The organism is Planktothricoides raciborskii GIHE-MW2 (assembly GCF_040564635.1).
In the GTDB taxonomy this organism is placed as follows: domain Bacteria; phylum Cyanobacteriota; class Cyanobacteriia; order Cyanobacteriales; family Laspinemataceae; genus Planktothricoides; species Planktothricoides raciborskii.
In genome coordinates, this window is the sequence record NZ_CP159837.1 from 1,010,180 (window position 1) to 1,023,290 (window position 13,111).

The window sequence follows — 13,111 nt, forward strand, 5'->3', positions numbered from 1 at the left end:
AAGTTGGGGGATGCTTTGGTTTAGTATAATAGTAGGATGGGTCTTAATTTTAGGACTTATTTTAGCAAAAAAATAAAAAATCGAGGGAAATAATGATGAATAACTATAAAGTTACAGCAACCAAACAACGACTTGATTTATTAATGGAAATTGAGCAGACGCCCGAAGAATTTATCCCAGAATTATTAAACTTTGTGCGTTTATTTCGTGAAATTTTGATGACAAACCAGACATCTATTAATGCTTGGAATCATGCTATTAATCAAATTAATAATAGTGACAAAAATCAAGAAAAAATTAAAAATTTATTTGAGTCTTGGGCTGAATTAGATGATGAAAATGAACAAAAAGAAACTTTAAAAATTATTGAATCTCTTGATGGGGTTTCAATTGAATGAGTAAAGTTATTTTATTGGATTCTGCACCAGTGGGATTAATTACTAATCCTAAAGCGAATCCTTTAGCATTGCAATGTCAACAATGGTTTTTAACTCTTTCTCTCTCAAAGAGGTTATCAAGTAATTTTACCCGAAATTATAGATTATGAAATCAGACGGGAGTTATTAAGAGCGAATAAACTTTCAGGTATCAGAAAATTAGAGCAACTAAAATCAGCAATTATCTATCTTCCTCTGACTACAGAAGTAATGTTAAAAGCAGCCGAATTATGGGCTGAAGCTAGAAAACAAGGTAAGCCAACCGCCGACAATAAAGCCTTAGATGGTGATGTTATTTTAGCATCTCAAGCGATTTTAGTGGCTCATCATGGACATGAGGTAATTGTGGCAACAAGTAATAAAAAGCATTTAGCTTTATTTGTTGACGCTAGAGAATGGCAAGAAATTTAATTAAAAATGCTATTTGCACAATCCTTCGATTAAAAATTTTACAATTAATGCTGATAACAAAGTTACTAACTGTTCTTCTGTGATTAAAATTTGTCCATCGATAAATAACATTGCTAACCCATGAACAATTGACCAACAAGCTAATGCTTGAGTTTTGGGATCTTCATCTTTAATTAATCCAGCTTCTTGACATCGAATAATCGTATTAAGTAGCACCATAAAAGCTTCTCCTTTAACATTAAAACCCATTTCTTGAGACTCCACACCTTGAATTAGTTGGTCAACCAATATATTTGACATTGTTTCTAGTGTTGGTGATAAGAAAGGCGATTTTTGCGTAGGATTTGTGCGATAAGCTCCAAACATTAACCGAAAATAAGCCGGATATTTCAAGGCAAATTTAACATAAGCAATCCCAGTATTTTGTAACTGTAGCAGAGGGCGATCGGGATATTTATTAACTTCGGCTTGCAGTGCATCTCGAAATATTGTAAAACCTTCTTCAGCGACGGCTTCTAAAAGTTTATCTTTATCAGGAAAGTGTTTATAAAGGGCATTGTGAGAGACTCCTATCATCTTGGCGACTTTTCTCATGGAAAGTTGACTAATTTCGCCCGTTTTCAGTAATTCTACGGTGGCATCAATCAAACGGCGAGGTAAATTACCACGATGATAGGGTTTTGGTTCATCGATCGACATAAATCTTAACAAATATGATGGTTGACAGTGACAACTTTTTGAAGTAGAGTAAGAATTAATCATATTAGTGCATAGTGGGGGCGGCTAGAACTGAGATTTCAAATAAAAAATCGCCTAAAAGCTTTGTCAAGTAAACTTTTGCGCCTAATTTTTGCAATTGGATTTGCATAATTTTGGCTACTATCCCCGATATAAGAATAAGGAGGATTTTTTACCCCCCATGTCTTATCGTTCTATTTGTAAAGTTTTGTAAGTTTTGTAAGTGTTGTAATTTTAATCCGCCAACCTCAATAGTGTAGCCCTAGACTATCAGATTTTACCAGGAGAGGAATTTTAACTATGTTTTCACCAATTCCCCTGACTCCCGTCTTTTTCAATCCCAATGATTCCCAAGATGGGAATAGTTCACCGGATTTTGGACATGATAATCATACACATATCGATACTTCTCATAACCTAAATGAACAGCATAGTAATCTGCTGTCTAATAATGACTATTATGGAGATAGCTATGGACTAAACCATAATAGTTTTAATGATTTAGCGGCTCATCAACATTTTGATCCCAATCATCCTCATGGGAGCGTTATCGGTCATCCAGCGGAAGAAATGAACCATTGGCATCAACAAATATCGTCAGATGCTTGTGGTATTGCTACTCAACAAAGTGCGATCGAACATATTAATCATCAATCTTATTCTCAAGAACAGTTGCTAAATCATGCTCAAGAAAATCATTGGTATAGCTCCCATATTGGTACACCTGCGGAAGATTTTGGTAAATTAATTACTGAACAAACTGGTGTAAATGTAGAGCATCATTATCACGGTACGATTGATGAAATAGCTACTAAATTAAGTCAACATGAGGAAGTTTTTGTAGGAGTAAGTGCCGATATAATTAACTTACCAGATCGTAACTCAATTCTAGGACAAACCGCGCCTGATTTATTTGATCCTCATCAATATCAAGGAGCAGAAGCTAATCATGTTGTGCAGGTAATTGGTGTTGAAATTGACCCAATTAATTCTCATAATTCCTACGTTATTGTTAATGATTCTTCATCACCAGATGGACGAGGTTTAGAAATTCCTTTCGATCAGTTTCAGGAAGCAATGAACGCTAGTCATGGTTATATTGCTTCTACTGAAATTCATCACAATAATTTAGCAGGAAACCACGATCATGGTATGGCTTTCAGAGGCTGTGATGATTATGGATTTGATAGCGATCGCAAGGATTTCTATATAGATGGACATATTCGGGGTCATTGTGTAGGACGCAAATTTTATACTGATTCATCATATCATGGTACTTATACTACTTACAAAGGTCGTATTGGTACAGATATGAATATTTACGATTCTCAAGATATTAAAGTTGGCTATATAGATGATTGTGGTCGTATTCATAATGCTCAGGGAGTAATGGTAATTTCAGACACTAATCATAGTGGTTTTGCTAATGCAGCTTATTACTTACTAAATTTGATAGGATAGGTGTATAGTTATGTTTTATTTCTCAATGTTTTTTTGATAAGATTAGGACTAAAACCCTAGAAAAATCTCAGCTAATTATATTTTAGAAAATAGGTTGGGTTAAGCGTAGCGCAACCCAACACCAAAACAAAACAAAAAAAGTTTTAATTTTATGAGTCTTGGTTCTATTATTAATGGTATTGCTAAAGTAGCAAGCGCGATCGCCCCCGGATTAATGGCAATTAATCAAACCCGCTCTATAACTACTCAAGCTAAATCTGTAGAATTAGCTCAACAGCGAGATCATGCTAACTTTGAGCTTGGTATTAAACGCATGGAATTTGACGCTAAAATGGAATTAGCACGTCAAGCAGTGAGAGCAAGAGAGCGTCAAGAAGACAAAGAATTTAGCTTACAACTTAAACAAATTGAAGCAGAAACCCTAATTCAACAAGAAAAAATGCGTCAAGTATTTAACGCATTAGAAGCCCAAAAACAAAGGGAATTTACTGAGTCGATCGAACAATTCAAAGCAGAATTACAAATAGCACTCCAAGCTGATAGTATCGCCTTTCAACGCTGGAAAACCGAAACAGATCGCCAATTTTCCCTAGAAATTACCTTACTTAATGCTCAAATTAACCGTCAAAGAGACAAACAAAACCGAGATGATCAAAGGCGCGATCGCAATAATCCCGTCTTTTCTGTAGCTGATGACATCCTCAAAACCGTTGAAAATCGCTCAGAAATTCCCTTAACTGTCTTCTTTTCTCCACCCGTCTTACGTTACGATCCCCTACCTAATGCTACCGCCCAGAGTCAATTTCCTATGATGGAAGCCACCCTTTCAGGAGCATTACGGGAATTATTCGAGCAATATACCCAGAAACAACGCCCCATTAAATTTATGGCGGGGGAATGGGTGACTAAAAATCGCCGTGCGGAGTCAGCAGTTAATGATATCTTCAGGGAATTAAATTCTATTCCCGTATTAGTCTTAGAAACGGAAGTAGAAGAATCATTTTTCAACATTAATATCGGTTTTTGGAATAATGACTTTGATGACGCAAGATTTAAAACCGTAGTGCGTAAATTCCGCTGGCAAGATACAATTAGCGAAATTTCCCAGAATCTCCTCAAAAAATGGCAACTTGAAGGGCGACAAATTCAAACAGACTACGATCGCGCGGAATTTAGTCGCCGTAGTCGAGAAACCTTCACCCATTATATGGAGCTTTTACACTGTATTCATGTAGGGATGGTGACAGATGAATATTTCTTAATTTACGCCCCAAATCGTCAATTACCCCTCTTACCTAGCCTATTGTCTGATTTATTCGATGAAGCTAATCTTCCTGATGAGGAGCGTTTAAATCTCACTAAAGCCGTGATCGACTATTCTAATCAATTGTTTGATGCTTTAGAGCAAATAGAACCAGCGATTATGATAGATTTACGTTTACAATGGGCAAATATTCTCCAAAATATTCGTTCTCGTTATACCTTTGAGGAGCAGGTAGAAAAAATCATGCAAACTTGGTTAAAACAAAGAAAGTAGAAAGTAGGTTGGGTTAAGCGACAGCGCAACCCAACAAAAAACGCCCAAAAAACTTTGGAGGTCAAAAATGACTAATCAACTTACTAGAGAGGAGCTTATTACTGAAATTAGCAAGAATCTCTTACCAGAAGATGCTAATTTTGTCAAGTCTCTTAATCAATTGTTGCAAAACTTAGGAGAAACCCATTTTCTCAATATTGCTACATCCTGTTATCAGCGTGGTTTGGAGCATTTACAAGCAAAAAACTATGATTTTGCTCGTCTTGACTTCGATCGCACTATTAAACTTAATCCTCAAGCGGATGTCTATTACCAGCGTGCTAAGGCTTTCTATGGTTTAGAAAACTATCAAAATGCGATCGCAGATTTAGATAAAGCCACTACTTTACAACCCCAACGAGCAGAATTTTACGATTTACGGGGAGATGCTTATGTAAAATTAAGGAATTATGAGATGGCTTTAGCTAACTATAATCAAGCGGTAACTTTAGGATATTCTAGTCAGAAATTGACTGATTTACAACAAAAATGGAATAATAAACTCCGTCAAGAAGAGGAAAAACGTCAAGCTGAGGAAAAACGTAAGGCTGAAGAAGAAAAACGCAAACGAGAAGCAGAAGCTAAACGTAAGGCTGAAGAAGAAGCAAGACGTAAGGCTGAGGAAGAAGAATTAAATCAGTTAAAATCAGAGAAAGGCATTGATTATCGTCCATTACGGGATTATTTGAAAAATGGTGAATGGCAAAAAGCTGATGAGGAAACCTCAGCCCGAATGTTAGAAGCTATGGGTGAGTCTGATTGGGGTAGTGTTTATAGTAGCGATCTACAGAATTTTCCTCGCACTGATCTACGCACTATGGATAAGCTATGGCTTAAGTATAGTGATGGTAAGTTTGGTTTTTCTGTGCAAAGAGATATCTGGACTTCCCCGCAAGTTGGTGGTAAAGTAGGTGAGTTAGATTATGATAAATATTGTAAACTCGCCGATATCGTTGGTTGGCGCAAAGCAGGAGATTGGTTGAGCTATCCCTCTGGTTTCACTTTCAATACAAATGCACTACCCGGACACCTCCCTTTGTGGGGGTTTGTGGGTGTGGTGGACTGGGCGCGGCGCGTGGGGGCGTGTTCGTCGTTCGTCTGGGTGTCGAGGGACCAGATTCTCTTTTCTCGTCTCTAGACTATAGCACATAAAGCTTTTACAGAAAAATAAGTATTTTTTATCAAAGGTTTTGGCACGGTGGGATCAGGTTTTGAGAAATTCATTACCTGTTAGGGGGGTGTTAGGGGGGCGTTATAAAGTCGGGGATTTGCAAAAATTTTTGCTTCCAAAATTAAGCTATTTAAAATCTCCGACTTTTTAAAGTTAAATTGTAGCGAAATACACAGTAGGATTTGTAGGTTGGGTTAAGCGAAAGCGAAACCCAACACCATCAATATTTTGTTGGGTTTCGTACCTCAACCCAACCTACTAAAAATACTGAATATTTGTAGGTTATTAGTAAGGCGATCGCTTTTCTGGTAGGAAGATAGGCGATCGCTATTTTATTTTTGGATAAGCGATCGCTTTTTTATTGGGCAGTAAGCGATCGCTTGTGGTTCAGAAACCGGGTTTCTTAAATAGACCTCTTGCAAAATAAATATTTCGACCCCCCCAACCCCCCTTTTTAAGGGGGGCTTTTAGGAATTTTGCAAGAGGTCTAATAAATTTAGGTATTCTGCCAAAAATCGTCGCAGAAACCCGGTTTCTTGGTTTGTGGGCAAAGAGGCGATCGCTTATTGGCTAAATTCTCTGTGTCCTTCGTGTCTCTGTGGTTCAATTCTTAAAAAATTATCTTGGCGATCGCTATTTTATTTTTGGATAAGCGATCGCTTTTTTATTGGGCAGTGGGCGATCGCTTTTTTATTGGGCAGTAAGCGATCGCTCTTTGGGGAGTTTGAGGGGCGATCGCGTGTGGTTCAGAAACCGGGTTTCTTATTTTAAATCTCGGTATTGTGGCAAAAATTGGAGGCAGTTACCCGGTTTCTCGGTTTGTGGGCAAAGAGGCGATCGCTTTTCTGGTAGGAAGATGGGCGATCGCTATTTTATTTTTGGATAAGCGATCGCTTTTTTATTGGGCAGTGGGCGATCGCCTGTGGTTCAGAAACCGAGTTTCTTTTTGGAATTCTCGGTCGGGAGGCAAAAACAACGGAGAACCCGGTTCTCTCCTTGTGGGCAAAAAGGCGATCGCTTATTGGCTAAATTCTCTGTGTCCTTCGTGTCTCTGTGGTTCAATTCTTAAAAAATTATCTTGGCGATCGCTATTTTATTTTTGGATAAGTGATCGCTAGTCAGAAACCGGGTTTCTTATTTTAAATCTCGGTATTGTGACAAAAGTTATCTCAGAAACCCGGTTTCTTTTCTTTCTTGTCCCCTATGAAACCCTCCTGCCGCAGCAGAAACCCTTATTTCCTGCTCCTGGTACTCTTTTGTTTAAGAAAATAATAGCTGATTCAATAAAAAACAGAAAGCGGCACTACCCAGAGGCACAGTCAGGTTATCAATCCCAATTTTAGAAAAAGCTTCTAAGACTGTCGCAAGAAAGGCAACCGCGATCGCACTGAGCCAAATTTGCCAATGATTTCCCTGCACCGAGCATAAAATTAACACCGTAAGTCCATAACTAATCAAAGCCATCGTTAGTGACCCTTCAATACTCTTTTTTTCCCCCCACAATTGATAGGGATGTTTACCAAATTTTCGACCAATTAAGGCGGCAAAACCATCCCCAAACGCCATAATTAAAATCCCGATCGCCGCATAATAGGGTTTTTCCAAAGGCCAAAACCAGGCAATTAATAGGCCAATACTCACCGCATAGAAAAAAGTCCCCCAACTGTGGCGACCGACACTATTAATCCCAGGAAATAAGGGTAAAATATAAGATAATAAGGCGATCGCTGCTGCAAAAACCGAGGCAGCAATCCCCACCCAAGCGGGAACCTGCAACCACCAGGCGAAAAGAATCACATTACCAGTGCCAATGTGAACGATTTTGCGGACAATTTCTGACTCTGCATCGGTGACTTGATACAGCGCTTCCGCTAAAACCAACACAAAACCCAACCAAATACCGACCACGGTAATTTGTACCCATAAACCGGGAACCGATGGCAATTCCAAGAGTGAAGTGAACAAGGTAAGAATTAAACTAATAACAACCACAAACATTATCACTCTATTAGACTATTTAGACTATATTAGACTATGGGGCTGAGGCTATGAAAAAATTAATGATTACCTTGATTCACGGTTATCGATCGCTCATTTCGCCGCTATTTCCACCCAGTTGCCGATTCCATCCCACTTGCTCTCAATACGCGATCGAGGCGATCGAGCGTTTTGGCGCTATCCGTGGCGCTTGGTTAGCCACGAAGCGGATTTTACGGTGTAATCCGTTCCACCCAGGGGGCTATGACCCAGTGCCAGAAAAGTTGGATTGATATTTGAAGAGAGGGTGTAGGGTGTAGGGTGTAGGGTGTAGGGAAGCAGGGGTGCAGAGGGGCGGCGGTTCGGCTTCGCTCACCGACCGAGGAGCTTCTGGAGCAGAGGCGAAAAAGAACACCCCAGCACCCCAGCACCCCTTCCGGTTCCCTGTTCCCTGTTCCCTGTTCCCTGTTCCCTGTTCCCTGTTCCCTGTTCCCCAACCAACAACAAACAAATAACAATTATTTTCGCTATGATGATACGGTCAAAAAAAAGTGAAAAAAAGAGTTTTACCACGATCGCTGGTAAACTTGATCCCAGATTATGTGGCGATATTCATGGTAAAAAACTAAAACGATTATCGGTAACTTTGTTATTTCTATATTTAATTATAGCTGGGAGTAGCGTAAAAGCATCAAATGCTCAAATTGCTAACGGGGAAACACTCAGAGAACCTCCTTTAGATTTGAGATTTTTAGAACTGGGTATTCCCACGGAACCAGAAAATGTTATCACTGCTAATAATATTGCCGAAAGTGGTTTAACAATTCCTAGTTTGTGGTGGGTGAAAGAACAATTTGCAGGTAAACTTTTAGATAATTGGTTAGCGTATCCCAATAGAAATCAACCGGGAGGTCGTGTGGATTTGGTGGTGAACCGACAAGTTTGGAGTTTGTTGGATTATTTACAGCGCTATGAATTCGTAAACCATTTTGGCACGGCGGCTAAAGAACAGCAGTATAATACGAGAGTTTTTAACCGACAGGGCGGACTGTTGGCGGCTTATACTTGTGATTTTAATGTAGAACCTTCGGTTTGTGAAATTTGGCTGGATTCTTCGGGTTTCCAAGGCACTCGTCAACCACTCAGTCCATAAATGAAGTATTCTAGAAAATTGGCATTTTGATGGCTCGGAAAAATTTCAGACAAAACCTAAAATAAAGAAGCAAATTATAATGATTAAATCTTGGATGGCGATCGCGGCAATAACTGTTTTAGTAGCGATCGCGGTAAATCGACTAAATGTGGATGATGTTCGCTGGTTTAATCGGCTACAACGACCAAAATGGCTGACTTTTGAACGCTTAATTCCTTTAATTTGGACAATTATTTTTATTTGCGGGGCTTGGTCAGCGGTGATTGTGTGGGAAAGCCGCCCTGGAACCCTAAGAACTTGGGTATTTATGGCCTTTTATTTAGGGTTAGAAATGGTGACAATTGCCTATACTCCCGTGATGTGTAAACTCCAAAGTTTAAAAGCCGGAACAATTATTGGGGGAACCGGGGCAATTTTAAGTGTAATGTTAGCGGTCAGCGTTTTTCCGGTGTCTTCTTGGGCATCTATTTTACTCTTGCCTTATGTGCTTTGGAGTCCCATTGGTACTTATACAACTTGGGCAATGATTGGGTTAAATCCTGATAGTGAATAAGCATCTATTAATGTTATTCTTTATTGGTTATTTTTTACAGCGTTTTTCATCTGAATAGAATAAGTAAGGGCGAAGCATGACCGGATTAAATGTCTGCTTTTAAGCCACAAATATCTGCGGTCATGCTTCGCCCCTACGAAAATTTGTGGTTTAGCAACCTGAAAACCGCTGTATTCGGCTCGGCAAACAACAAACAACAAACAACCAATAACCAATAACCAATAACTATTAGATAAAAGTTCTTTTAATTTCTACCTTCTTCTTCTTGCTGTTCGTGTTCGACGACAAAAACATTAGAATAAAGGTTGGCAATAATTTGTTGGCCGTGCTGAGTTAAGGAGAGATAACTTAAAGCATCTTTGACATAAGGATAAACCCCATGCCAATAAAACTTAGCATAATTTTTTCGCAAGTCTCCGGGATGCCGATACCCTAAAGCTTTGTTGGTTCCGGTTTCTTCAAATTCATAAAATAATGCGCCAATTTTCTTTAAATAACGGGGATCGCTGAGTTGACCAATTAAATCAGCGGCTCGGACTAACCCCGGAGAGTTGATGGTATCTTGATGATCTTCGGCTTTGGGAACGGGAAAACGAGTCAGTTCTATATTTTGTTTAATTAATTCCGCATCGATTAATTTATGACCGCCAAATCTTTCATCAATAAACAGTTTCGCCCGGTCTACATGATAAGGAGTTAAGCTGGCATCGGATGCCCCCGGTTGAAGATAAACCATGTCGCCATTTTTTCCGGTGGCATAATATCCGTTTTTATCTTGGCGACAAACTCCCTTGACATAGCCGATGTCATGGCAGACTAAGGAAATAATATAGTGTAACCAATCTTCGCAGGAAATGCCCCCTTCCCGAATATGTTTTCCTCGGAGAATTTCCTGACCCACTAGGGTGACTAAAATGGTGTGTTCGACATTATGGTATAAGGCGTCACTATTGGCAATATTTTCTAAGGCCATAGACCCAGCCCAGGCAATAATTTCCGCATAGTCTGGTTTGTAGCCTCCGTAGGTTCGACGGTAGCCATCTTGGATTTTTTGCACAAAGGAGTCAATCAGTAGTTCAGTCGCGTTAAAAAACATATTTTTTGACAACGAGAAATTGTGACGATAGACGATCGCAGAGGCGAGACCTTTCCCTTTTTTTGGGTGATACCAAATTCGCTGGCTCAATAAACCATTTTATTATAATCCCCTAAAATACTTATGGATTCCCGCTTTCGCGGGAATGACATATTACTTTATCAGTGGGTTTTGCGAACCGTATTTGGTACGGTTTATTCGGGAAATTATGCCATCTCTGGATCTAATTTAACAGAGAAACTGTGATGCCGGTTTGGTGGGATTGGGGGTTGGGGTCTTTACCCCTCAATTGCCCGATCGCCCATAGCGTCCCGTAGGAAATCGCCTCTTGCTTCTGGGATGGCTTTACTGGTTGTTCAACCAGCCACTTGACACTGTTGAAAGCCGACGAAGAATCCCTACCCGATTTACTGGGCGATCGCCTCTAAGTTTTTCTGCTTACGGCAATCGATGCCAGACGGCACAGGACTGAATATGAACAATCTAAAATTTTGGCAACTTTTCTTTACATTACGTTAATATTAGTTACATGGTCGTCAAGGGAAAGAATCATGGGCTATGAATCTTTATCAAATCTAGAAGACGCAGTTAAAGAGGATCCTAAGCGTCAGGAAACTGCCGATTCCGCGATAGCGGAGGCTTTTGCGAATCGCACTGAGGATCTAGCCGCAACATCCGAGATTGATGGGGATGAAATAGGCGATTCCCTACCGGGATCCGCTTTGCGCCATCGCGCCGCTGATGTAGCGGAGGATGAAGACGAAGCGGAGGATGAAGTCGAGAAAAAATCAGAATGGTTGTTACGATCGCTGCCGACAATGGCGGTAGGCATCGTCATTGGGGTGGCGATCGCCCTTGGTGGCATGGGTTTTGCCGATACAGGTAAGGGTAATGCCCCCGCAACTAATTCCGATGGGAAAGTGGCTGCTGCCGGTGCAACCGGGGCAGCACAAGTAAACCTTCCAGGAGCCAGCCAAACTGTCACCGTGGCAGGGGTGAAAAGCGATCGCATTGCGCGAGCCCTGGAAGCCACTGGAACGGTTCAAGCCTTAGATTTGCTGCCGATTTTGCCCCAATCTCCTGGCTTACAAATTCAACAAGTTTTAGTCGATGAAGGGGATTTTGTCACCGCTGGTCAAGTCATGGCCATTTTGGATGACTCCGTAGTGCGATCGCAGATATTAGATGCCCAAGCCCAGGTAGAATCCCTGCGTTCTAGCCAAATCCAAACCGAAGCCGGGGTATGGCAGGCGAAATCCGCTTTGGAACAAGCGCAAGCCGGTGAAAGCGAGGCACAGGCAGCAATTTCCCAAGCACAGGCGGCGAAATCAGAAGCGGAAGCAGGACTAAGAAGCGCGATCGCTGCCAAGTCGGAAGTTGAAGCCGCCCTAGCTGGAGCACAAGCGGCGAAAGTGGAAGCCGAAGCCGGACGAGCGCAAGCGGTGGCCAATCTTGCCAGAGCCAAAGCCGAATTAGCCCAAGCAGAACGGGAGTTACAACGCTATCAATCATTAGCCAGTGCGGGCGCCATTTCTCAACAAGAACTCGATAACCGCCTGACTACAGTGGAAAATGCCCTGGAAGCGGTGCGGGTGGCGGAGGCCAATATTAAAAGTGCCGATGCCCGAATTCAAAGCGCCGTGGCTAATATCAGCAGTACCGAAGCGCGGGTCAAGAGTGTCGAATCCAATGTCAGCAGTGCCGCCGCCAGAGTAGAAAGTGCCGTGGCTAACATTCGTAATGCCGAAGCCCGACTGGAAAGAGCCGCAGCCAACGTCACCAGCGCTCAGTCCCAGGTAGAAAGCGCCCGCGCTACGGTCAACAGTGCGGCGGCCAATGTTATAAGCAGTCAAGCCAGGGCAGAACAAGTCCAAACTCAGGGCGATCGAACCCTGGTTCGGGCTCCCGCCAGTGGCATTGTGGCCGAACGAATTGCCCGCGTGGGGGATGTCACCAGTGGCTCTGGCAAACTTTTTTCGATTATTGCTAATGGTGAGTTAGAACTCCATGTCAAAGTCCCGGAAACCCAGTTACCTCTGGTCAAAATTGGCGCTAGTGTCAAAGTGACATCGGATGCAGACTCGCGAATTGACCTACAGGGAACCGTGCGAGAAATTTCCCCTTTGATTGATGCCAATAGTCGTCAAGCCACGGTCAAGGTTAGTTTACCAAGTAGCGATTTGTTGCGATCGGGGATGTTTTTGCGGGCGGCTTTAACCACCAGTACCACGGAGGGATTAATTGTCCCGGCAAAAGCTGTGTTACCTCAAGCCGATGGCAGTTCGATTGTTTATCGCCTTAAGGACAACGACATCGTAGAAGCACAACCTGTTCAGGTTGGTCAAGTCATTAACGCTGTGGGTAATGACCTATCCAAGGCCACTATAGAAATTCAGTCGGGTTTAGAGGTAGGCGATGCCATTGTAGTTGATGGGGCGGCTTTTGTGAAAAATGGCGATCGCGTCAAAGTAGTTGATAATTGATAATTGATAATTGATAATTGTCAATTATTAATTATTAATTATCAATTAATGCCAA

The 13,111-nt window shown here is 41.4% G+C and carries 14 protein-coding genes; 11 read left to right on the forward strand and 3 right to left on the reverse strand.

Going from position 1 to position 13,111, the window contains the following annotated elements; genetic code table 11:
* The first annotated feature begins 92 nt into the window (after nucleotides 1–92).
* Together ABWT76_RS04145 and ABWT76_RS04150 are read left to right on the forward strand one after the other, a co-directional pair.
* Nucleotides 93–398 carry a hypothetical protein gene (locus ABWT76_RS04145; RefSeq protein ID WP_354635683.1) on the forward strand — a complete coding sequence of 102 codons (306 nt, stop codon included), beginning with the start codon at nucleotides 93–95 and terminating at the stop codon, nucleotides 396–398.
* A gap of 249 nt (nucleotides 399–647) precedes the next feature.
* Entirely contained in the window at nucleotides 648–848 is a 201-nt protein-coding gene (locus ABWT76_RS04150) for a hypothetical protein (protein WP_354635684.1), read from the forward strand.
* Between the two features lie 9 nt (nucleotides 849–857).
* Here ABWT76_RS04150 and ABWT76_RS04155 read toward each other — a convergent pair whose 3' ends face one another.
* Nucleotides 858–1,547 (reverse strand): TetR/AcrR family transcriptional regulator, encoded by a 690-nt coding sequence (locus tag ABWT76_RS04155; protein WP_354635685.1) that lies wholly within the window; start codon nucleotides 1,545–1,547, stop codon nucleotides 858–860.
* Between the two features lie 339 nt (nucleotides 1,548–1,886).
* Here ABWT76_RS04155 and ABWT76_RS04160 point away from each other — a divergent pair, with 339 nt between their 5' ends.
* The 5 genes from ABWT76_RS04160 (at nucleotide 1,887) to ABWT76_RS04180 (ending at nucleotide 6,912) form a co-directional block, all read left to right on the forward strand.
* Nucleotides 1,887–3,047, forward strand: a complete 1,161-nt coding sequence (locus ABWT76_RS04160; protein ID WP_354635686.1) for a hypothetical protein — start codon at nucleotides 1,887–1,889, stop codon at nucleotides 3,045–3,047.
* 151 nt (nucleotides 3,048–3,198) lie between these two features.
* On the forward strand, nucleotides 3,199–4,584 hold the full coding sequence (locus ABWT76_RS04165) for a hypothetical protein (RefSeq protein WP_242050042.1): 1,386 nt from the start codon (nucleotides 3,199–3,201) through the stop codon (nucleotides 4,582–4,584).
* 67 nt (nucleotides 4,585–4,651) lie between these two features.
* The gene (locus ABWT76_RS04170; RefSeq protein ID WP_242050043.1) at nucleotides 4,652–5,761 is read left to right on the forward strand and encodes a GUN4 domain-containing protein; all 1,110 of its coding nucleotides are present in this window, start codon (nucleotides 4,652–4,654) and stop codon (nucleotides 5,759–5,761) included.
* A gap of 576 nt (nucleotides 5,762–6,337) precedes the next feature.
* A complete protein-coding gene (locus ABWT76_RS04175; protein ID WP_190879940.1) occupies nucleotides 6,338–6,565 on the forward strand; it encodes a hypothetical protein in 228 nt (75 codons plus the stop codon).
* Nucleotides 6,566–6,576: 11 nt separating this feature from the next.
* Nucleotides 6,577–6,912, forward strand: coding sequence for a hypothetical protein (locus ABWT76_RS04180; RefSeq protein WP_190879941.1), 336 nt, complete (start codon nucleotides 6,577–6,579; stop codon nucleotides 6,910–6,912).
* Nucleotides 6,913–7,054: 142 nt separating this feature from the next.
* Here the strand turns inward: ABWT76_RS04180 and ABWT76_RS04185 are convergent, their stop codons facing one another.
* Nucleotides 7,055–7,792, reverse strand: coding sequence for a diacylglycerol/polyprenol kinase family protein (locus ABWT76_RS04185; RefSeq protein ID WP_054467673.1), 738 nt, complete (start codon nucleotides 7,790–7,792; stop codon nucleotides 7,055–7,057).
* Between the two features lie 50 nt (nucleotides 7,793–7,842).
* On the opposite strand from ABWT76_RS04185, the gene yidD reads away from it, so the two are divergent.
* The 3 genes from yidD (at nucleotide 7,843) to ABWT76_RS04200 (ending at nucleotide 9,477) form a co-directional block, all read left to right on the forward strand.
* Nucleotides 7,843–8,064: a membrane protein insertion efficiency factor YidD gene (gene yidD, locus ABWT76_RS04190; RefSeq protein ID WP_190879942.1), complete on the forward strand. Its 222-nt coding sequence runs from the start codon at nucleotides 7,843–7,845 to the stop codon at nucleotides 8,062–8,064.
* 236 nt (nucleotides 8,065–8,300) lie between these two features.
* The gene (locus ABWT76_RS04195) at nucleotides 8,301–8,924 is read left to right on the forward strand and encodes a hypothetical protein (RefSeq protein WP_156331871.1); all 624 of its coding nucleotides are present in this window, start codon (nucleotides 8,301–8,303) and stop codon (nucleotides 8,922–8,924) included.
* A gap of 79 nt (nucleotides 8,925–9,003) precedes the next feature.
* On the forward strand, nucleotides 9,004–9,477 hold the full coding sequence (locus ABWT76_RS04200) for a TspO/MBR family protein (protein ID WP_054467677.1): 474 nt from the start codon (nucleotides 9,004–9,006) through the stop codon (nucleotides 9,475–9,477).
* Between the two features lie 244 nt (nucleotides 9,478–9,721).
* On the opposite strand, the gene ABWT76_RS04205 is transcribed toward ABWT76_RS04200, so the two are convergent.
* A complete protein-coding gene (locus ABWT76_RS04205; protein ID WP_054467679.1) occupies nucleotides 9,722–10,573 on the reverse strand; it encodes an Npun_R2479 family HD domain-containing metalloprotein in 852 nt (283 codons plus the stop codon).
* Nucleotides 10,574–11,124: 551 nt separating this feature from the next.
* Between ABWT76_RS04205 and ABWT76_RS04210 the strand changes: the two genes are divergently transcribed.
* Complete coding sequence (locus tag ABWT76_RS04210) at nucleotides 11,125–13,056, forward strand: efflux RND transporter periplasmic adaptor subunit (RefSeq protein ID WP_354635687.1); 1,932 nt, start codon at nucleotides 11,125–11,127, stop codon at nucleotides 13,054–13,056.
* Nucleotides 13,057–13,111: the final 55 nt, after the last annotated feature.